The following is a 21,105-nucleotide window of genomic DNA, read 5'->3' on the forward strand; positions in this document are numbered from 1 at the left end:
TGGCCTGCTAAGCGGGCGAGAGCATCTGGAATCCGGTCAGGATCGTCTCGGCATCACGCTGATATGTGGGGTTGCCGGGGTCTGCGCTCTGCACGGTCAGTGTCATGGCAAAGGTCCGGCCGTCGGTCTGCAGCACCGCACACAGCACCCGCGCCGGGTGGGGTGGCAGGCCGCCCACCGAGGGCATCTCGTAGTCGACCATCTCGGCGGGCAGACCGCACAGCGTGGTCTTGGCCGACTGCATGTCCCGGGCGCCGATACCGGAGCGCAGACCCTTGCGCTGCGCGTCGAACACGTCGTTGGGCTCGATCAAACCGGGTCTGCTCTCCAAGGTGACCACCGCCGTCGGCGCGAAGCCGGCACTGACCAGATCGGTGTTGCGCATGGTGTAGCGGATCAGCTCGGAGTCCATCATCCGCACGCGCTCCCAGCCGGCCGGCTGCGGGACCTTGAGCACCGGCTCGTCCCGATCCTGGCTGGGAATCGTGGTCAGCGGGACGTCGACCGAGGTGCAGTCGGCGGCCGTGGCACCAGCGCTGCCCATGTTCGGCGCAGCGAACCCGCGGGCGTCGTCGACCACCCGGGTGCACGAGGTGAGCAGCACCAGGGCCGTCGCCGCGACCAGCACCACCCGCGGGGTCATCAGCCGGATCTCAGTGCGCGAAATGCCGGGCGCCGGTGAGATACAACGTGATTCCCGCCTTGGCGGCGGCCTCGGTGACCAGTTCGTCGCGCATCGAGCCGCCGGGATGGACGATCGCCTTGACCCCGGCTGCGGTCAGCGTCTCCAGTCCGTCGGGGAACGGGAAGAAGGCGTCGCTGGCCGCGACAGCGCCGCGTACCCGGTCCCCGCCGCGCTCGACGGCCAACCGGGCCGCATCGACCCGGTTGACCTGGCCCATGCCCACGCCGACCGTGGCGCCGTCGGCGGCGATGACGATCGCGTTGGACTTGACCGCGCGGCAGGTACGCCAGGCGAATGCCAGATCGGAGAGAGTCGGCGCATCCGCCACGGTGCCGGTGGCCAGCGTCCAGTTGGCCGGGTCGTCACCCGGGGCGTTGATGCTGTCGCGCTCCTGCATCAGCAGCCCGCCGCTGATCTGGCGGATCTCCACCCCGTCGACGGGCGGCTCGGCGGCGACCAGGACGCGAATGTTCTTCTTGCGCGCCAGCACCTCCACCGCACCGGGCTCGTAGGCCGGCGCGATGATGACCTCGGTGAAGATCTCCGAGACGAACTCGGCCATCTCCACCGTCACTTCGGTGTTGGCCGCGATCACCCCGCCGAACGCGGACAGTGGATCACACTCGTGGGCCTTGCGGTGGGCGTCGGCCACCGACGTGTGCGAGATCGCGATACCGCACGGGTTGGCGTGCTTGATGATCGCCACGCAGATCTGCTCGTGGTCGAAGGCGGCTCGCCACGCGGCGTCGGCGTCGGTGAAGTTGTTGTAGGACATCTCTTTTCCGTGCAACTGCTCGGCCTGGGCCAGGCCGGGCCAGCCGACGTCGTCGCTGTAGAGCGCGGCCTGCTGATGCGGGTTCTCGCCGTAGCGCAGCAGCGAGGTGCGGCGCCAGGTGCGGCCGAACCACGGCGGCAGGAACGGCGGTGCGTCGCCCTCCTCGGGGGCCAGGGTGAACCCCATCCAGCTGGCGACCGCGACGTCGTACTCGGCGGTGTGCCGGAAGGCCAGTGACGCCAGCTTCTTGCGCTCGGTCAGGGTGAAGCCACCGGCGCGCACTGCCGCCAGCACCCCGTCGTAGCCGAGGGGGTCGACCACGACGGCAACACTGGCGTGGTTCTTGGCGGCCGCGCGGACCATCGACGGCCCGCCGATGTCGATCTGCTCGACGCATTCGTCGATCTCGGCCCCGGAGTCGACCGTCTCGCTGAACGGGTAGAGGTTGACCACGACGAGGTCGAACGGCTCGATGTTGAGCTTCTCCAGCGCCTGCACGTGCTCGGCGTTGCGGGTGTCGGCGAGCAGGCCGGCGTGGATATGCGGGTGCAGGGTCTTGACCCGGCCGTCGAGCACCTCGGGGAAACCGGTGACCGTCTCGACCGGGGTGACCGGAATGCCCTTGCTGGCAATAGTTTTCGCTGTCGAACCGGTGGAAACGATGTCCACGCCTGCCTCGTGCAGACCCTGCGCCAGCGGGATCAGCCCGCTCTTGTCGTACACGCTGATCAGCGCGCGCCGGATCGGTCTCTTGCCGATCAATGTCCCCGACGTCATCCTATGGTCGCCTTTCTGCCAATCCAGGTCACACCGCGGGTTGCCACCGCGGCCAGCACGTCCACCAGCAATCGTCGTTCGACGATCTTGATGCGTTCGTGCAACGTGTCTTCATCGTCGCTGTCGAGAACCTCGACCGCCTCCTGAGCCAGGATCGGCCCAGTGTCCATGCCGGCGTCCACCAGATGCACGGTGCACCCGGTGACCCTGACCCCGTAGTTCAGCGCATCCGGCACGGCGTGCGCACCGGGGAAAGCGGGCAGCAACGCGGGGTGGGTATTGACCACCCGGCCGATGAATCGCGAAAGAAATTCGGGGCCAAGGATTTTCATGAATCCCGCCGACACGATGAGGTCGGGCTGGTGGGCGGCGGTGGCATCGGCGATCGCGGCGTCCCAGCTAGAGCGGTCCGGGTGGTCGCCGAGGCGTTCGCAGTAGGCGGGGATCCCGGCGGCCTGCGCGATCTGCACGGCACGGCAGTCGCGGTCGACGCCGACCGCCACGATGCGGGCCGGGTAGTCCCCGACCGCGGAGTCCAGCAGGGACTGCAGCAGCGTCCCGGTCCCGGAGGCCAGGACAACGACGCGAGCCGGCGCGCTGGCCGGGATGCGAAGGGGATGCTGCACGGCGATGAGCCTAACGGTGATGGGCCACCGACGAGACCGGGCACCCGGCTGATCACCGCGAGATTGACGTCACGCAGGCCGCTACTCGCACGTTGTCGGCGTGAGCTCAGTCTCGCGGGGGCCGGGGCTCGTCGGCCTCGAGATCGTCGTCGACGACCATCAGGTCCTCGACGTCTTCCAGGTCGGGGGCGGGGCGCACCGGCCGCGCCGGCACAGCCGGCTCCCGCTCGGGCTCGGGTTCGGGTTCGGGCGCGGCCTCGACCTCGGGTTCCGGTTCGAACCCTCCGTCCACGTCGTCAGGGAGCAGCGCCAGGTCCTCGACGTCGGCGGGCTCGCCGAACACGATCGGCTCCGTCATCGGCTCACTGGCCGGATCACCCGCCAGCTCACCTTCCGGCACGGCAATCGGCACCGGCGGCGCGACGCGCCTGGGCCGCCGGATCACACCGCCGGACATCACGACGGTCAGGCCACCGACGAGGAAGAACCAGAAGAACACTCCGGGGCCGAACGTCGACTGGTCGACACCGACATCGCCGAAGTTGCCCAGCTTGCCGCCGCCGGCGTAGCCGAGCAGCGCCATCGTCACCGCCGACAGCACCGCGGCCACCGCCAGCTTGCCCAGCGCCGCAGGCAGCGGCAACGGCCGGCGGGCACACTGCTGTCCCACCGCGACACCGGCAGCGGCACCGACGATCAGCAACGCCACCCACACCGGTCCCAGCGGCGGGGTGGGTACCGCGGCCAGGATCGGCACCGCCGGAATGTCACCGCCGAACACCGTGAAGGAACTGAACGTCGCGAAGCCGATGTGTGCGCTGGAGCCGACGGCCACCGCCGAGGTCCCGACGATCACATTGGGCGCGTACAGCACGGACAGCACCGTCAGACTCAGCTGGCCGAACACCGAATCGGTGATCGCGAACAGTTCGTGCATGGTGCCCCAATGCACCACCAGTGATGCGGCCGTCACCGCCGCCGATAGGCCGAACAGCGCGAGGATCCCGGCAAGCGCGGCACGGACGGTGTCGCCCAGCCACATCGGCAGCCCGGCCGATCGCAGCGCCCGCCAGCCCACCTGCGAGCCCACCCCGATCAGCGCGCCGACAGCGTGCACCGCCAGTACCCCGGAGAACGCCCGCAACGCGCTCGGCGTCTGCAGGTCGGTGATCACCGAGGAGGCGTCGTGGATGACTGCCAGGGCGATCGCAGCGATCAGCAGGGGCCCGCCGAGCGCGGAGGCGGCGATCCAGCGGATCACGAACCATGACGCCCGCGGCGAGGTCGCCTGGGCAGTCGTGCGCGCGGTACCCCACACCATCAGCAGCACCGGCAGCAGCGGGAGCATCCCGATCTGATGACCGGCGATCGAGATCGGCACCTGGTGCACGGCCAGCCACATACTGGCCACCGCACCCAGCGTGCCGGTCATATCGCTGTTGGCGATGACGAGTTGCATCAAGGTCACCGCGGTGATGACCACCAGGGCGACCACCGACGGCCCGAATGCGACCCGAACCAGGTCACGCGCCTGGCGCGCGCCGACGGGCCGCTGGTCTTCCATTCGCGTCACTGGTCGCGCTGGTTATCCGGAGCGCGCGAGGCGCACCCGGTTAGGACGGTGTCGGGCCCGATGACGGCGACGATGACGGCGCCTGTGACTGCTGACCGGGCTGCCCGGGCGCCGGCTGCTGCTGACCTGACCCGACCGACGGCGGCGGGCTGAAACTGGGGAATCCGGTGGGCGGGGTGGGCGGACCATTCTGCGGTCCGGGCCCGGAGAAACCGCCGGTCGGCGGTCCCGACGGGTATCCGCTGCCGTACTGCGGCGGGTAGGGACGCTGCGCGGGTCCCTGCGGGCCGGGCTGGCCGTAGTAGCCACCGGGGGGCGGACCGTACTGGCCGTACTGCTCGTAGCGGGGCCGCGGCGCCGGCGCGGTGATGACCCCGGCCTCGAGCAGGAGCGCGGCTACTGCGGCAATGGCCTCGAGAATGGTGAAGGCGAGCACCAGCCACAGTGCCCAGCCGATCGAGAAACCGCTCGGCTTGCTGACCACCTGGGCGATCACCAGCAGCACGGCGAGAACCGATACCGCCGCGACGACCGCGGTGTAGGGCTTGGCCTTGGGCACCAGGCTGACCGCAGCCAGCAAGGCGGCCAGGACCGCCGCGATGACCGGATAGCCACCGCCGCTTCCGGTGAGTTCGGCTCCGCCGAACGGGCCGAGTTCGGCGGTGACGGTGAACACCGGGCCGAAGCTGGCCAAGTAGGCGGCCAGCCCGGCGACAACTACGGCGATCGTCAGATAGAACGGCAGCTTGCTGGGTCCGGGCTCGCCCTGCGCGAACGACGGCCCGGTCACCCCGTACGCGCCTTGCGGCTGCGTGGGCGGGTAGCCCGGGTTGTTGGGCGGGTAAGTCATGGCCTCTCCTCCAGCCTTGTCACGCCGCGCTCCCCTGCGGCGCTGCGTCGGTTGTGGCACTCGAACCGGCCCGGGGGCCAGTCCGATCATCAACGCTAGCGCACAGCGCCGCGGGGGCGGCGACCATCGGCGTGTCACACAGGCAGTTGGCAAACTGCCCGCAGGACTCAGGCGGAGGCCAGCAACGGGGCCCCCACCGAATCGCTCTCGGCTGCTTCGATTTCGCGGACCAGGGGCAGCACCTTGGCGCCGAAGTACTCGATCTCTTCCTGGAAGTGCAGGAAGCCGCCGAGGATGAGGTCGACACCGCGTTTGCGGTAGGCGGCGATGCGTTCGGCGATCTGTTCGGGGGTACCGATCAGCTGGGTGCGGAAGCCGTCGTTGTACTGCACGAGGTCTTCGAAGCTGGAGTCGGCCCACATCCCACGCTTGTCACCGGTGGAGCTGCCGGCTTGCTGAACAGCCGACTTGAAGCCTTCGACGGCGGGTTTGTTGGCCTTGGCAATGATCTCGCGCAGCGTCTCCTTGGCTTCTTTCTCGGTGTCGCGGGCGATGATGAAGCCGTTGAGACCGAAGCGGACCTCCCGGCCGGCGTCGCGGGCGTGGTCACGGACCTCGACGACCTGCTCGGTGACGCCGTCGAAGTCCTTGCCGTTGGAGAAGTACCAGTCGGAGTAGTAGCCGCCGTTGCGTCGCGCCGCGGTGGAGTTGCCGCCTTGGAACAGTTCAGGATTGGGACGCGCCTCGGTGTTGAGCGGCTTGGGCTTGAGGGTGAAGTCGTGGATGCGGTAGAAGTCGCCGCGGAAGTCGACGTTGTCCTCGGTCCAGATCTTGCGGATCACCTGCAGGAATTCCGCGCTGCGCCGGTAGCGCTCGTCATGCTCGAGCCACGGCTCACCCAAGTGGGTGAACTCGTCTTTGAACCAGCCCGAGACCACGTTGATGGCGAAGCGTCCACCGGAGAGGTGATCGGCGGTCGCACCGAGCTTGGCCAGCACGGCTGGATGCCACAATCCCGGGTGCACTGCGGCGATGACCTTGAGCCGCTGGGTCGCCAACAGCAGCGCCAGGCTGAAGCTGGTCGACTCGTGCTGGAACTCCGCGCCGTAACTCGCCTCGTAGCGCACCTGGCTCAACGCGTACTCGAAGCCGTTGTTCTCCGCGGTCTGCGCCAGCTTCGCGTTGTACTCGTAGTTCCAGTCGGTGCGCTGCTCGATATCACTGGTCACCAGCCCACCACTGACGTTGGGCACCCAGTAGGCGAATTTCACTTGGTCTGCAATACGTTCGGTCGTCACGGTGTGCCATGTTCGCCACGCTGCCCGAACCCGTCACCGGTTTAACTCTCCCAGAGTTCAGTGTCGCGATCGGGACCCGGCCTTGCCCCGACGATTGGAACTCGTTCTAATTCTCGGCATGGATTACGGGCTTGTGCTGTTCACCAGCGACCGCGGCATCACCCCGGCCGCGGCCGCCAAACTCGCCGATGACCACGGCTTCCAGACGTTCTACGTACCGGAGCACACCCACATCCCGGTCAAACGGGAGGCCGCGCACCCGAGCACCGGTGACGAGACGCTGCCCGACGACCGCTACATGCGCACGCTGGATCCGTGGGTGAGCCTGGGCACCGCGGCCGCGGTGACCTCCAGGGTCCGGCTGTCCACCGCCGTCGCACTGCCCGTCGAGCACGACCCGATCACACTGGCGAAATCGATTGCCACACTTGATCATCTGTCGGGCGGACGGGTGAGCCTCGGTGTCGGCTTCGGCTGGAACACCGACGAGTTGCTCGATCACCACGTGCCGCCCAACCGCAGGCGCACGGTGCTGCGCGAGTACATCGAGGCCATGCGCGCGCTGTGGACCCAGGAAGAGGCGTCCTACGAGGGCGAGTTCGTGAACTTCGGACCGAGCTGGGCGTGGCCCAAGCCGGTGCAGTCGCACATCCCGGTTCTGGTGGGCGCCGGCGGCACCGAGAACACCTTCAAGTGGATCTCCCGCCACGCTGACGGCTGGATCACCACCCCGCGCGACTTCGACATCGACGCCCCGGTGCAGCTGCTGCATGACACCTGGGCCGCCGCCGGGCGCGATGGTGCCCCGCAGATCGTGGCGCTGGACTACAAGCCGGTTCCCGAGAAGCTCGAGCACTGGCGCGAGATCGGCGTGACCGAGGTGCTGTTCGGACTGCCGGACAAATCCGCCGACGAGGTGAGTGCGTACGTCGAGCGGCTGGCGGGCAAGCTCAGCGCGCTCGCCTAACCCAGCACGGCCCGGTTCACCCCGTCCGCACCGGACGTGACGGTGATGGCCGCACCCAGCGGGTCACCGTCTGACATCAGTGCCACCAGGTCCGCGTCGGTGGTCAGGGCCATGAACCGGCTGTCGTCGGCTCCAAGCCGGCCGATGATGACGCCGGTGCGTTCGGGCCAGTCGTACCGCACCGAGTATGTCTCGATGACGCCGGGACCGTCGGCGTTGCGGGTGACGGCCACCGTCGGCAGCGCGGCGATGTCTGCCTGCAACGCCTTGCTGCGATCGGGCGTCCAGTCGACGGGCGAGGTCGAGTACACACCGGTGGAGTACTTGCTCATCACGCCGCCATTGGCACCCACCAAGCCGAACGCGCCTGGCTTGTCCCGCATTTCGGCGACCGTCTCGGCGATTGCATGCAACGAGTAGCTGTTGCCGGGACCGCCGAAGAACGGCAGACCGCCAGTGAGGGTGAACCCACGCGGGTCGTCGGTTGCCAATCCGAACGCATCACACACCGCGAAGACCGGGAAGGGGAAGCAGCTGTAGAGGTCGAAGGTGCTGACCTCGTCGATACCGATTCCGGCGACCCGAAGTGCTTCTGCCACCGACTGTTTCGCCGCGTTACTGATGCTGACGTCGACGCGGTCCAGCAGATCCTGCTCGGTCTGGTCTGCGTGCCCGTGCAGATAGACCCACTTCTCCTCGGGCACCCCGAGACGGCGGGCCGCATCCACCGACATGATCAGCGCGGCGGCGCCCTGGTTCACCTGGTCACGAGCCACCATCAACCGGGGGTAGGGGTCGCAGATCATTCGGTTCTGTTCGGTGACAGTGATCAGCTCGGTGACCGAGCGCTCCACCGGTGAGAACGAAAACGGGTTCTTGGCAGCGACTTTCGAGAACGGCGCGAACAGCTCGGCCATGTCGAGGCGGTAGTCGGCGACACCGCGTCCGAGACGGGCCCGCCTGGCGTTGTCGAGCAATCCGTACTGGACGGGCGCGCCGGTCAACCCGTGGTTGGCGGTGTATTCGCTCATGTACTGCTCGTAGCCGTACCCGCGATCCTCGAGTTGGCCGCCGACCGTCTCGGTGAAGTCCGGCTTGTCGTCGCGGTTCGCGTAGTACTTCTCGGTGGAACCCGGCTCGGAACCGAGGAGCAACGCCACTTCGATGTCACCGGCGGCGATCAAGCCGGCGAACTCTGTCATCAGCTTCTGGGGGCTGTTGCCGCCGATCGACTCCAGCACCGCACGGGCGGGATCCGCGCCGACGCGACGAGCCACCGAGCGCACGTAGTTGTCCGAGCATCCGAAGGCGGGTTTGGTGAAGGGCGAGCAGATCTCGAACTGCCGCAGCCCGGCAAACACCTCGATCGCCTTGGCCACTGCGGCGACGTCTGCGCCGGTGTCAGCGAGCGCGGCGCGAACCGCCTCGGTGGCCAGTTCCACCGACGACATGCCGCGGTAGGCGGGGTCGTCGACTCGCTCGGTGAACTGACCGACGCCGACGATGACGGGTGTGCGCGGATCGACCATAGTTCGACAGGCTAATAGAACACGTTCCTGTTGCGCCAACCCGCGACTTCCTTGACCGCCTTGTCACTTAGTGACAGTGTGGTGGTGTCACTAAGTGACAGGGACGGGGAGAAGGGGCGAAGCCATCGGCGGCAAGCCTTCGCAGGCGCGACTGGACGTGTCGCGCAAGGCGGCAGCGTTGTTCTGGGATCGTGGCGTCTCCGCGACGAGCGGCGACGACATCGCCGCCGCGGCGGGGTTGTCCACGAGGACGATCTGGCGCTACTTCCGGACGAAGGAGAGCTGCGTCGAGCCATTGCTCGCCAAGACGGCCGAACGATTTCTGGCCTCGGCGCGACGCTGGCCGCACGAGCTGTCCCTGATCGAGCACCTCGTCGCGGACGCGGTCACATACCCGCTGTCGGCACAGGACATCGAGGACGAGATCGCCGCGTTGCGGATCGGCACGCTCTCGGCGACCGAACCGGCACTGCGCACGGCCTATCTGATGGTGCACGACGAGATGGAACGCGGGCTCCTACCGGTGATCGCCGATCGCCTGGGCCTGCCCGCTGACGATCTGACCGTACGACTCTGTGCGGCCACCGTCACCGGGGCGTTCCGCGTCATCGACGAGGACGTCGGCAGAACCGTCATCGTCGAGGGCAAACCGGTCACCCAAGCCGAAGCGCTGGGGCTGATCGATCGGGCCATCACCGAGGCGACCAACGGCCGCCTCGGCGGCCCGGTGACCCGCTGACCCCATATCGCCACTCCCCCAACCCAATACAGATCGCGAGCCTCAGCAGCGCAGGCCCGTCGACCACGCACGTCGTAATCATGGGGAAGGGATTCCAGTGCTACCCGAATTCATCACCGTCGAAGACTTCTTCAGCCCACCCGAACGCGCCGGCGCGACCATCTCGCCGGACGGGACCCGGATCGCCTACCTGGCGCCCTGGCGCAACCGGCTCAACGTGTGGGTACAAGACATCGAGGCCACCGAACCGGCGCGATGTGTCACCGCCGACGACACCCGCAGCGTGTACATCTACCGCTGGACCCACGACTCGCGCTGGCTGCTCTACATGCAGGACGGCGGCGGTGATGAGAACTGGCACGTGTTCCGCGTCGACCTCGCCGACCCGGCCGCGCCGGCCGTTGACCTCACCCCGTTCCCCGGCGCCAGAGCCGATTTCACGCTCCTCAAAGGACGTCCGGGCAAGGCCGTCGTCCAGCTCAACAACCGCAACCCCGAACTCTTCGACGCCTACGAACTCGACATCGCCTCGGGCGAACTGACTCTGCTGGCACAGAATCCGGGCACCGTCGTGCAGTGGCTCTGCAGCCAGAACGGTGAGTTGTTCACCTCGGTGCTGAACGCCGAGGGCGATGTCGAGCTGTCGCAGTGGCAGCACGACACGAAGTCGTTGCGCACCATCAGGGTTTACGACGGCGCCGACTACCCCGTCGGCATGTACCCCGTCGTCGTCACCCCGGACGGTACCGGGATGTGGCTGGGATCCAGTCAGGGCAGTGATCGAACACGACTGGTGCGCGTCGATGTGGCGACGGGCCAGGAGACTGAGGTTGATCAGCACCCGAGTTTCGATCTGGCCGCGCAGGCGGTGCTGCCCTCCCCGCTGATCGTCAGTGGATCCACCGGTGACCTGATCGGTGCCCGCTACTACGGCGAGCGTCAGGTGATCCACCCGCTGGATCCGGAATTCGCCGCCGTGCTGGGCAATCTGGCCGCGCTCTCGGATGGTGATCTCGCCGGGTTGTCCACCGACGCCACCGGGCAACGGTGGGTGGTGAGCTTCACCCACGACCGAGACCCGTGGGCCACCTACTTCTACGATCACTCCACCGGTGCGAGCCGGCTGCTGTTCCGGCCCTATCCGCGCCTGGATCCCGAGGCACTGGCGCCCATGCAACCGGTCACCATCACCTCACGCGACGGGCTGGACCTGCACTCGTATCTGACCCTGCCGGTGGGTGTCGATCCGGTCGGACTGCCGATGGTCCTGCTGGTGCACGGCGGCCCGTGGGCACGCGACTGCTGGGGTTTCCAACCCGATGTCCAGTTCCTGGCCAACCGCGGATATGCCGTGCTGCAGGTCAACTTTCGCGGATCCACCGGGTACGGCAAGTCGTTCACCACGGCGGCGATCGGTGAGTTCGCCGGCACGATGCATGACGATCTGATCGACGCCGTCGACTGGGCGGTGAGCCAGGGCGTCGCAGACCGGGACCGGGTGGCGATCTTCGGCGGCTCCTACGGCGGCTACGCGGCGCTGGTCGGTGTGACCTTCACCCCGGACGTCTTCGCCGCGGCCATCGACTACGTCGGCATCTCGAGTCTGGCGAACTTCATGCGGACACTACCCACGGTCGCCCGGCCGTTCCTGGCCAACAACTGGCATCGCTACGTCGGCGATCCGTCCGACCCGGCGCAAGAGGCCGACATGCTCGCCCGTTCGCCGATCACCCGGGTCGACCAGATCCGAACCCCGCTGCTGGTTATCCAGGGCGCCAACGACTCTCGGGTGGTGAAGGCCGAATCCGACAACATGGTCGACGCGCTGCGCGAGCGCGGGGTCGAGGTGGAGTACCTGGTCAAGGACGACGAGGGACACGGATTCGTCAACCCGGACAACCAAATCGACATGTACCACGCCGTCGAACGCTTCCTGGCCCAGCACCTGGGCGGTCGCGTCTGAGTCGCGGCTGGCGCCGAAATCGACATCAGGGCTGTGATCCGATGAGGATCACAGCCCTGATGTGGAACTCGCGGTGGAGGATCCCCGCCGATTACAGGCTGTTGAGGATTTCCCGGGCCAGAGTGGCAGTCTCCGACGGCGTCTTGCCGACCTTGACCCCGGCCGCCTCGAGGGCTTCCTTCTTGCCCTGGGCGGTGCCGGCACCGTCGGACACGATGGCACCGGCGTGGCCCATCGTCTTGCCCTCCGGAGCGGTGAAGCCCGCGACGTAGCCGACGACCGGCTTGGAGACGTTGGCCTTGATGTAGGCGCCCGCCTTCTCTTCGGCGTCGCCGCCGATCTCGCCGATCATCACGATGATCTTGGTCTCCGGATCTTCCTCGAAGGCCTTGATCGCGTCGATGTGGGTGGTGCCGATGACCGGGTCGCCGCCGATGCCGATCGCGGTGGAGAAACCGAGGTCGCGCAGCTCGTACATCATCTGGTAGGTCAGCGTGCCGGACTTCGACACCAGACCGATCGGGCCCTTGCCGGTGATGTTGTTCGGCGTGATGCCGACCAGCGACTCACCGGGGGTGATGATGCCGGGACAGTTCGGGCCGATGATCCGGGTCTTCTCGCCCTTGTCGACGTTGTAGGCCCACGCATAGGCGCTGTCCTGCACCGGAATTCCCTCGGTGATGACCACCAGCAGCGGGATCTCGGCGTCGATGGCCTCGATGATGGCGTCCTTGGAGAACGCCGGCGGCACGAAGGCGATCGACACGTCGGCGCCGGTCTCCTTGATGGCCTCGGCGACGCTGCCGAACACCGGCAGTTCGATGTCGTTGCCGTCCTTGTCGACATGCGACACGGTGGTGCCGGCCTTGCGCGCGTTGACGCCACCGACGACCTGGGTACCGGCCTTGAGCATCAGCTTGGTGTGCTTGGTGCCCTCACCGCCGGTGATGCCCTGGACGATGACCTTGCTGTCTTTGTTCAGGAAGATAGACATTGTGGTTGGCTCCCTTACTTGTTGGCCAGCTCGGCGGCCTTGTCGGCGCCAGCGTCCATGGTCTCGGCCTGGATCACCAGGGGATGGTTGGCCTCATTGAGGATGCGGCGACCCTCTTCGACATTGTTGCCGTCGAGGCGTACGACGAGCGGCTTGTTGGCACTGTCGCCGAGCTTCTTGAGCGCACCGACGATGCCGTTCGCCACCGCGTCGCAAGCGGTGATGCCACCGAACACGTTGACGAACACGCTCTTGACCTGGCTGTCGCCGAGGATGACGTCGAGGCCGTTGGCCATCACCTCGGCCGACGCGCCGCCGCCGATGTCGAGGAAGTTGGCGGGCTTGACGCCGCCGTGCTTCTCACCGGCGTAGGCCACCACGTCCAGGGTGGACATGACCAGGCCGGCGCCGTTACCGATGATGCCGACCGCGCCGTCGAGCTTGACGTAGTTGAGGTCGTTCTCCTTGGCCTTGAGCTCCAGCGGGTCGGTGGCGTCGCGGTCCTCGAACTCGGCGTGGCCGGGCTGGCGGAAGTCGGCGTTGGCGTCGAGAGTGACCTTGCCGTCCAGCGCCAGGATCTGATCGTCGGGCGTGCGCACCAGCGGATTGACCTCGACCAGGGTGGCGTCCTCGCCGACGAAGACCTCCCACAACTTCTGGATGGTCACTGCCGCGGCGTCGAGCACCTCAGCGGGCAGATGGCCCTGCTCGGCGATCGAACGGGCGAACGCCAGGTCGACACCCTTGACGGCGTCGACGGGCACCTTGGCGAGGCGCTCGGGCTTGGTGGCGGCGACCTCTTCGATCTCCATGCCGCCCTCGACCGAGCACATCGCCAGGTAGGTCCGGTTGGAGCGGTCGAGCAGGAAGGAGATGTAGTACTCCTCGGCGATGTCGCTGGCCTCGGCGACCAGCAACTTCTTCACCACGTGGCCCTTGATGTCCAGGCCGAGAATGTTCTGTGCGTGGGTGAAGGCGTCCTCGGGGGTGGCGGCGTACTTGACGCCACCGGCCTTACCACGGCCACCCACCTTGACCTGGGCCTTGACCATCACGGGCTTACCGATTTCCTCGGCGATGGCCTTGGCGTCCGCCGGGGAGTCGGTGACCCGGCCCGGGGTGGTGGGAACGTTGTGCTTGGCGAACAATTCCTTCGCCTGATATTCGAAGAGATCCATGTGCTCACTGTCTGGTCGGCGCTGACAATTTGGTGATGTTGCGTGGGGGAAGTCGCTCCGGGGGAACTGTATCGACACGCGCGAAAGGCGCTAGCCCCGCCTACCACTCATGTGGCACATCTCACCGACGAGCCCAAGTGATTCAACTCACAATCTCCTGAGGAATAGCCGCATCGGTTGCCACCCGCATTGGAGATTGGTTAACGTCTCTGGGGTCTAGATAACGCTTTGGTTACGGTACGAGGGGTATTCAGTTTTGCGGCAGCATCGGACGGATCCAGGTCTCCCCGGGGATGATCGGGCCGCAGACGCCGCGACCAGGGCTTTTGATCCCGAACGGGTCGACGTCACCGACATAATCCCCTTTAACGAGTTCGGTGACCTCTGCGACGTAGACTTCCGCGAGCACTCCGCCTTCGACACCGAGTCGCAAGTGGTGCACTCCCCGGAACTTGATGACATGCATGACGCTGACGACCTGACCCCGCTGCGACTCGTGGTTCCCACCGATTTCGCCACCACACGGGACCGCGACCGCGCCGAGCAGCCGATGTTCACCAACACCGAGATCACCGACATCCTGCCGCGCACGCCGCAGCACCGCCGCCAGCCGACCAGCGCCGCCAAGGGCCGCGTGATGATCGCTGCGATGGCTGCCGGCGCCGCCGCTGCCGCCGCCTACACCGCGGTGCAGCCGGCGACGGAGACGACCACTCAGACCGTGCTGGCCGCCGACAAGACCCCGATCGAGGGCGGCGTCACCACACCGCGCGGGATGCAGCTCATCGCCGTGGCGCCGGTCGCTGACGCATCCGTGCACAGCGAGGAACTGTCCAAGGGCGCGGCGTTCGCCCAGGAACGCGCAGAGCGCGAGGCCCGGCTTCAGCGGCCGCTGTTCGTGATGCCGACCAAGGGCGTGTTCACCTCGGGCTTCGGCTACCGCTGGGGTGCACTGCACGCCGGTATCGACCTCGCGGGCCCGATCGGCACCCCGATCTACGCCGCGGGCGACGGCGTCGTCGTCGACGCGGGACCGACCGCCGGATACGGCGCGTGGGTCAAGATCCGCCACTCGGACGGCTCAGTGACGCTCTACGGCCACGTCAACACCTGGAACGTGCAGATCGGTCAGCGGGTGTTCGCGGGCGATCAGATCGCCACCATCGGCAACCGCGGCAACTCCACCGGGCCGCACTTGCACTTCTCGGTTCTGCAGAACGGCACGAACTTCATCGACCCGGTGCCGTGGCTCGCCGCCCGGGGCATATCGCTCGGGCCCTACGTCGGCTGAGCGTGGCTCACCCGAACGACCCACGTTCCACCTCGCCGATCATCCGGCGCCAGCCCTCCGGGCCCATTCCCCCGCCCGACGACACCCGCACCGGCATCATCCGCCGCGCGCCGACGGGTCCGATCCCGCCGATCGCCGAAGGGCGCACGACGCACATTCCCCGGCCGGCCGGCGAGGATGCCCCCACCGGCCTGATCCGCCGCGCGGAGCCGGTGACGGTTGCGCCGCGCGCCGCGGCGGTCATCGACATCTCGACCGGCCGGACCGCGATCGCCGCCAGCGCGGTGAGCATCGTCAGCGGCTGGGCGACGTCAGTGGTGGCCACTGATCTGATAACCGGGTGGTGGCACACCGACCGATTATTCTGTGTCGCAGTCGGTTTCCTCACGCTGCTGTTCGCGGCGACCACGACCTCGGGTGTGATCCTGGTTCTGCTGCGACGGGTGGTGGGCTGCTATCTGATTACCTTCGGCGCCGTGGTGGCCCTGCTGACGTTCGGCAGTGTGTTCCTCGCCGGCGCCCACATCCCCTGGCCGGTGTACCTGATCCCGGTGCTGCCAGTGGCCAGTATTGTTCTGGCACTGCACTCTTCGACCAAGCGCTGGTGCCGCGTCCGCTAGCCGGGTACGCGGGAGCGGGTGCTTTCCCACCATGACGCGACCGCGATCACCGCACCGGCCCAGGCCGCACCCAGCAGCCATCCCGCCAGCACGTCGCTGACGAAGTGCACGCCCAGGTAGACCCTGGAGAAGCCGACCGCTCCGGTGACCCCGACGGCGATAGCCCACACCACGACTCGCCCCGCCCACGACGTGATCACCCACCGGCTCACCATCCACGCGCACAGCAGGGCCACCGCGGCGGTGCCCGTCGCGTGACCGGACGGGAAGGAGTAGCCGTCCTCCGGCAGCAGCGCGAACCGCGGAGCGGGCCGGCTTCGGCCGACGACCCATTTGGCGGTGACGATGACCAATCCGATCCCGGCGACGCCGACCAGCCCGACAACGGCCGGAAACCACGTACCGGAGCGCCACACCGCGACGGCGGTCACCAGCACCGCAATCGCGGCGATGGTCGGCGAATCACCAATGATCGTCACGACTTTCAGGGCTGCGGTCAGCCACTGCTCACGGTGACCGGCCAGCCATTCGGCGGCCGGCCCGTCGACGCCGTTGACCCCGTCGCCGACGAGGACGTCCTCGAGGATCTCGGTGAAAGCCGCCGCGAATCCCGCGACGACGACGAATCCGGCGACCAGCGCCAGGCCGGCGGCCACGGTGAGTGACGATTTCTTCGCGAGCGCAGCCGCCGCCTCGCCGAAGTGCCGGTCCGCCCAGGCCACCACCGCCGAGCCGCGGACGCGGGCCAGCAGCCGGGGCACCAGCTGTGAATGGCGGGCAAGCCAGAACACCGCGACGACGAAGGCTGTCAGCAGCCCCACGGCCAGCGCTCCAACCCACCCGAAGCCGGCGGCTCCGGATCCGTACGCCTGCACCGCTAGAGCTTGCTGACCGGGGCGTGGTTGTGCATCAGCTTCACGCGGCCTGCGCTGCCGAAGTCGATCAGCGACATCGCCGACTCCCCCATTCCGGAGACCTCTTCGACGCGGCCGAGACCGTACTTGTCGTGAGTGACCCGGTCGCCGGGTTCGAGCACCAGCAGCGGGCGCTTGCTGCCACCGGACGGCCGCATCGGTGACGGGCGCGGGGTGCCGAATCGGCCGGCGCCGCTGATCGGCGCGCTGTAGGACGGCGCGGGATCGGTGCGCCGCCAATCCAGCAGATGCTCGGGAATCTCACGCAGAAAACGGGATTCGGGGTTGAGCATCGGCTGCCCCCACGACGAGCGCACCTTGGCGCGGGTGAGGTAGAGCCGCTGACGCGCCCGGGTGATCCCGACGTAGGCCAACCGGCGTTCCTCGGACAGCTCGGTCGGATCGCCCAGCGCCCGCATGTGCGGGAACATGCCGTCCTCCCAGCCGGTCACGAACACCATGGGGAACTCCAGTCCCTTGGCGGTGTGCAGGGTCATCATGGTGACCACGCCGGAGTCGTGCTCCGGCAGCTCGTCGGAGTCGGCGACCAGCGATACCCGCTCCAAGAACTCAGCGAGTATGCCGGTCTGGGGAACATCCTCGTCGGCCTCATCGGCCCCGTCAGCATTGTCAGCCTCGTCGGCCAGCGCGGCTGCGTTGGCCCGGTCGGTGCTGAATTCGTGTGCGACGCTGACCAATTCGTTGAGGTTGTCCAGGCGGGCCAGGTCCTGCGGATCACTGGAGGACTCGAGATCGTTGCGGTAGCCGGTGCGGTCGAGGACGGCCTCCACCAGATCGCCGAGTTCGTCGTCGAGGCGGCCGCGCAGGTCGTCGAGCAGGTTGACGAAACTGGCGATCGCCTTCTCCGAACGGGTGTTCAGCATCGGCACCTTGCCCTGCGCGGCGGCGGCCAGCGCATCGGCGAACGTCGAACCGGTGTTCTCGGCGTAGACCGCGACGCAGGCCTCGGCCCGGTCGCCGATGCCGCGGCGCGGGGTGTTGAGGATGCGCCGCAGGCTGACGGCGTCACCGGGGTTGTCGAGCACGCGCAGGTAGGCGACGATGTCGCGAATCTCCTTGCGCTCGTAGAACCGAACGCCACCGACCACCTTGTAGGGAATGCCGGCGCGGATGAACACCTCTTCGAGGGCGCGCGAGGAGTTGTTGGTCCGGTAGAACACCGCGACGTCGTTGTACGTGATATCGCCGCGGTCGGCCAGCGCGTCGATCTCCCCCGCGACGAACCTGGCCTCGTCGTGTTCGTTGTCGGCGACGTAGCCGACGATCATCTCGCCGTCACCGGCGTCGGTCCACAGCCGCTTCTCGCGGCGGCCCGCGTTGCGGGAGATCACCGAGTTGGCCGCCGTCAGGATGTTCTGGGTGGAGCGGTAGTTCTGTTCGAGCAGGATCGTGGTGGCGTCCGGGAAGTCGCGCTCGAAGTCTTCGATGTTGCGGATCGTGGCGCCGCGGAAGGCATAGATCGACTGGTCGGCGTCACCGACCACGCACAGCTCACTGGGCGGCACCTCGTCGGCGCCGACGGCACCATGACCGGCGAGCTCGCGGACCAGAACGTACTGCGCGTGGTTGGTGTCCTGATACTCGTCGACCAGGACATGGCGGAACCGCCTGCGGTAGTACTGGGCGATCTGCGGGAACGCCTGCAGCACAGCGACCGTCTCGCCGATCAGGTCGTCGAAGTCGAGCGCATTGGCTGACCGCAGCCGCCGCTGGTATTCGCCGTAGACGCTGGCGACGGTGCGGGCCAGGTCGTCGGCGCCCGGCTCCAGGGCGGCCACCGCGTCCTCGGGGCTGATGAGTTCGTTCTTGAGGTTGGAGATTCCGTTGGACAGCAGCCGCGGTGAGTACCGCTTGACGTCCAGGCCCATGTCCTTGCCGATCATCAGCAGCAGCCGGCGCGAGTCGTCGGCGTCGTAGATCGAGAAGTTGGAGTTCAGGCCCGGCAGCAGCGAGGCCTGGTTGCGCAGGATTCGCACACAGGTCGAGTGGAACGTCGACACCCACATGTTGCGGGCCCGCGGGCCGACCAGGGCGACCACCCGTTCCCGCATCTCGGCGGCGGCCTTGTTGGTGAACGTGATCGCCAGGATCTGGCCCGGGCCGACGTCGCGGGCAGCCAGCAGGTAGGCGATCCGCCGGGTGAGCACAGCCGTCTTGCCCGATCCCGCGCCGGCGACGATGAGCAACGGGGCACCCTCGTGCAGCACCGCCTGACGCTGCTGCGGGTTGAGGCCGTCGAGAAGCTCGGCTGCGTCGGCAGGGGGTTTGAACTGGGTCACGTGCACGCTCATGTCTGACCCAACTTACCGCTGTTAGGCGACAGTTTTTTGCACAGGACCGGCGCGTGGTGGCACACTTCTTGAGTGCTCACTGCACGGCGGCGATTTTTCTACGGGTACCGGAGCGCGGTACCCGTGGAGGCTTAGCTGTTCGAAACCCGAGAGCCCCGCGGTCCGCATCCGGATCCGGGGCTCGTCTCTTGTGTGAGGTCCGGACCGCGATGAGACCAGCAGCTTCACACGAGGAGAAACGAAGCGATGACTGTAGAAGCAGAACAGATGCCTGACATCGACGCATTGCGGATCGAGATCGACCGGCTGGACGCCGAGATCCTGGCCGCCGTCAAGCGCCGCACCGAGGTCTCCCAGGAGATCGGCCGCGCCCGGATGGCCTCCGGCGGAACCCGGCTGGTGCACAGCCGCGAGATGAAGGTGATCGAGCGCTACAGCGAGCTCGGTCCCGACGGCAAGGACATGGCGATGCTGCTGCTGCGTATGGGCAGGGGCCGACTCGGGCACTGAGCCCGAGGCGGCGCCCAGCCGCCACTACTTGGTCAGCGCGATGTATTTGGTGTCGAGGTATTCCTCGATGCCCTCGTAGCCGCCTTCGCGGCCGAACCCGGACTCCTTGACCCCGCCAAACGGCGCGGCCGGATCGGAGATCACACCGCGGTTCACGCCGACCATGCCGGATTCGAGGGCCTCGGCCACCCGAAGCGCCCGGTCCAGCGACTCGGTGTAGATGTAGGACGCCAGCCCGTACTCGGTGTCGTTCGCGGCGGCGATGCCTTCTTCTTCGGTGTCGAAGCCAATGATCGGGGCGACGGGCCCGAAGACCTCTTCCTTGAGGATGCGGGCGTTCGCCGGGACGTCGGTCAGCACGGTCGCCGGGTAGAAGCAGCCCGGGCCGCCGGGGGCCTGGCCGCCCAGGGCCACGGTGGCACCCTTCTCCACGGCGTCGTCGACCAGGTCCTGGACCGTGGACACCTGCTTGGCGTTGACCAGCGGGCCGAGCTTGGCGCTCGGGTCCAGGCCGTTACCGAGGTTGACCTCGGCCATCCGCTTGACGAACTTGTCGGTGAACTCGTCGATGACCGCGTTGGAGACGTGCAGGCGGTTGGCCGCCGTGCAGGCCTCACCGCCGTTGCGCATCTTGGCGAGCATGGCGCCCTCGACGGCCGCGTCGACGTCGGCGTCGTCGAACACCACGAACGGGGCGTTGCCGCCAAGTTCCATCGAGGTGCGCAGCAGCGCGTCGGCGGATTGCTTCACCAGCGCCTTGCCCACCCCGGTCGAGCCGGTGAAGGTCAGCTTGCGCAGCCGGCCGTCGTCGATCAGCGCGGTGGTGACCTCCCGCGGCTGGTTGGTCGGCAGCACCGAGAGCACACCCTTGGGTAGGCCGGCCTCGCCGATGAGCTTGGCCAGCAGCAGCATGCTCAGCGGCGTCTCCTGGGCGGGCTTGACGATCATCGTGCAGCCGGCGGCCAGCGCCGGACCGATCTTGCGGGTTCCCATGGCCAGCGGGAAGTTCCACGGCGTGATGGCGTAGCACGGCCCGACGGGCGCCTTGGTGACGATGATGCGCCCGGTGCCGGCCGGCGCCTGGGTGTAGCGGCCGCCGATGCGGACCGCCTCCTCGGCGAACCAGCGGAAGAACTCCGCTCCGTAGCGCACCTCGCCCTGACTCTCGGCGAACACCTTGCCCATTTCCAGGGTCATCAGGGTGGCGATCTCGTCGGTGCGCTCGATGATCGTCTCGAACACCGTGCGCAGGATCTCGCCGCGCTCGCGCGGCGGGGTGGCGGCCCACTGCGCCTGCACCGCGCAGGCCGCGTCGAGTGCGGCGAGCGCGTCGTCGGCCGTCGCGTTGCCCACCGTGGTCAAGACCTCGTCGTTGGACGGGTCGAGCACGTCGTAAGTCGACGAGGCCTTTCGCTCCTCGCCGCCGATCCACAATCCGGTCGGAACCGACGTCAACAGTCGTTCAATGTCTGGAGTGCTCATACCCTCCATCATCTACTCCCTC

At 67.5% G+C, this 21,105-nt stretch carries 18 protein-coding genes and 1 pseudogene; 6 read left to right on the forward strand and 13 right to left on the reverse strand.

Annotation, left to right across the window (positions count from 1 at the left end; translation table 11 throughout):
• Positions 1–7 precede the first annotated feature (7 nt).
• The 6 genes from OG976_RS08480 to sfnG form a co-directional block, all read right to left on the reverse strand.
• A complete protein-coding gene (locus OG976_RS08480) occupies positions 8–643 on the reverse strand; it encodes an LpqN/LpqT family lipoprotein (RefSeq protein ID WP_328360511.1) in 636 nt (211 codons plus the stop codon).
• Between the two features lie 10 nt (positions 644–653).
• Positions 654–2,237: a bifunctional phosphoribosylaminoimidazolecarboxamide formyltransferase/IMP cyclohydrolase gene (purH, locus tag OG976_RS08485; protein ID WP_328360514.1), complete on the reverse strand. Its 1,584-nt coding sequence runs from the start codon at positions 2,235–2,237 to the stop codon at positions 654–656.
• On the reverse strand, positions 2,234–2,863 hold the full coding sequence (purN, locus tag OG976_RS08490) for a phosphoribosylglycinamide formyltransferase (protein WP_328360517.1): 630 nt from the start codon (positions 2,861–2,863) through the stop codon (positions 2,234–2,236). Before purN ends, purH begins: the two co-directional genes overlap by 4 nt.
• A gap of 106 nt (positions 2,864–2,969) precedes the next feature.
• Complete coding sequence (locus tag OG976_RS08495) at positions 2,970–4,427, reverse strand: cell division protein PerM (protein ID WP_328363291.1); 1,458 nt, start codon at positions 4,425–4,427, stop codon at positions 2,970–2,972.
• 49 nt (positions 4,428–4,476) lie between these two features.
• On the reverse strand, positions 4,477–5,286 hold the full coding sequence (locus tag OG976_RS08500) for a DUF5336 domain-containing protein (protein ID WP_328360520.1): 810 nt from the start codon (positions 5,284–5,286) through the stop codon (positions 4,477–4,479).
• A gap of 167 nt (positions 5,287–5,453) precedes the next feature.
• On the reverse strand, positions 5,454–6,584 hold the full coding sequence (gene sfnG / locus OG976_RS08505; RefSeq protein ID WP_328360523.1) for a dimethylsulfone monooxygenase SfnG: 1,131 nt from the start codon (positions 6,582–6,584) through the stop codon (positions 5,454–5,456).
• Positions 6,585–6,702: 118 nt separating this feature from the next.
• On the opposite strand from sfnG, the gene OG976_RS08510 reads away from it, so the two are divergent.
• Positions 6,703–7,551: an LLM class F420-dependent oxidoreductase gene (locus OG976_RS08510; protein ID WP_328360526.1), complete on the forward strand. Its 849-nt coding sequence runs from the start codon at positions 6,703–6,705 to the stop codon at positions 7,549–7,551.
• On the opposite strand, the gene OG976_RS08515 is transcribed toward OG976_RS08510, so the two are convergent.
• A complete protein-coding gene (locus OG976_RS08515; protein ID WP_328360529.1) occupies positions 7,548–9,080 on the reverse strand; it encodes an acetyl-CoA acetyltransferase in 1,533 nt (510 codons plus the stop codon). The two genes, OG976_RS08510 and OG976_RS08515, sit on opposite strands and share 4 nt — an antisense overlap.
• Positions 9,081–9,174: 94 nt before the next feature.
• Here OG976_RS08515 and OG976_RS08520 point away from each other — a divergent pair, with 94 nt between their 5' ends.
• Positions 9,175–9,819, forward strand: a complete 645-nt coding sequence (locus OG976_RS08520; protein WP_442930442.1) for a TetR/AcrR family transcriptional regulator — start codon at positions 9,175–9,177, stop codon at positions 9,817–9,819.
• Positions 9,820–9,916: 97 nt separating this feature from the next.
• Positions 9,917–11,782 carry a S9 family peptidase gene (locus OG976_RS08525; protein WP_442930443.1) on the forward strand — a complete coding sequence of 622 codons (1,866 nt, stop codon included), beginning with the start codon at positions 9,917–9,919 and terminating at the stop codon, positions 11,780–11,782.
• A gap of 91 nt (positions 11,783–11,873) precedes the next feature.
• On the opposite strand, the gene sucD is transcribed toward OG976_RS08525, so the two are convergent.
• The 3 genes from sucD to OG976_RS08540 all read right to left on the reverse strand — a co-directional run bounded on the left by sucD (position 11,874) and on the right by OG976_RS08540 (position 14,420).
• Complete coding sequence (sucD, locus tag OG976_RS08530; protein ID WP_328360532.1) at positions 11,874–12,776, reverse strand: succinate--CoA ligase subunit alpha; 903 nt, start codon at positions 12,774–12,776, stop codon at positions 11,874–11,876.
• 14 nt (positions 12,777–12,790) lie between these two features.
• On the reverse strand, positions 12,791–13,954 hold the full coding sequence (gene sucC / locus OG976_RS08535; protein ID WP_328360535.1) for an ADP-forming succinate--CoA ligase subunit beta: 1,164 nt from the start codon (positions 13,952–13,954) through the stop codon (positions 12,791–12,793).
• 250 nt (positions 13,955–14,204) lie between these two features.
• Positions 14,205–14,420: a hypothetical protein gene (locus OG976_RS08540; RefSeq protein WP_328364077.1), complete on the reverse strand. Its 216-nt coding sequence runs from the start codon at positions 14,418–14,420 to the stop codon at positions 14,205–14,207.
• On the opposite strand from OG976_RS08540, the gene OG976_RS08545 reads away from it, so the two are divergent.
• Together OG976_RS08545 and OG976_RS08550 are read left to right on the forward strand one after the other, a co-directional pair.
• The gene (locus OG976_RS08545; RefSeq protein WP_328363300.1) at positions 14,313–15,245 is read left to right on the forward strand and encodes a M23 family metallopeptidase; all 933 of its coding nucleotides are present in this window, start codon (positions 14,313–14,315) and stop codon (positions 15,243–15,245) included. The genes OG976_RS08540 and OG976_RS08545 overlap by 108 nt on opposite strands.
• 2 nt (positions 15,246–15,247) lie before the next feature.
• Entirely contained in the window at positions 15,248–15,865 is a 618-nt protein-coding gene (locus OG976_RS08550; protein WP_442930444.1) for a hypothetical protein, read from the forward strand.
• Here OG976_RS08550 and OG976_RS08555 read toward each other — a convergent pair.
• Entirely contained in the window at positions 15,862–16,740 is an 879-nt protein-coding gene (locus tag OG976_RS08555; protein WP_328360538.1) for a phosphatase PAP2 family protein, read from the reverse strand. The two genes, OG976_RS08550 and OG976_RS08555, sit on opposite strands and share 4 nt — an antisense overlap.
• 2 nt (positions 16,741–16,742) lie before the next feature.
• Entirely contained in the window at positions 16,743–19,091 is a 2,349-nt protein-coding gene (pcrA, locus tag OG976_RS08560; RefSeq protein WP_328360541.1) for a DNA helicase PcrA, read from the reverse strand.
• A 240-nt stretch (positions 19,092–19,331) separates the two neighbouring features.
• Here pcrA and OG976_RS08565 point away from each other — a divergent pair.
• A pseudogene (locus OG976_RS08565) lies at positions 19,332–19,601 on the forward strand (chorismate mutase); the annotation flags it as partial.
• Positions 19,602–19,625: 24 nt separating this feature from the next.
• Here the strand turns inward: OG976_RS08565 and OG976_RS08570 are convergent.
• Positions 19,626–21,083, reverse strand: a complete 1,458-nt coding sequence (locus tag OG976_RS08570; RefSeq protein WP_328360544.1) for an NAD-dependent succinate-semialdehyde dehydrogenase — start codon at positions 21,081–21,083, stop codon at positions 19,626–19,628.
• Positions 21,084–21,105 lie beyond the last annotated feature (22 nt).

This window comes from Mycobacterium sp. NBC_00419 (assembly GCF_036023875.1).
Taxonomy (GTDB): domain Bacteria; phylum Actinomycetota; class Actinomycetes; order Mycobacteriales; family Mycobacteriaceae; genus Mycobacterium.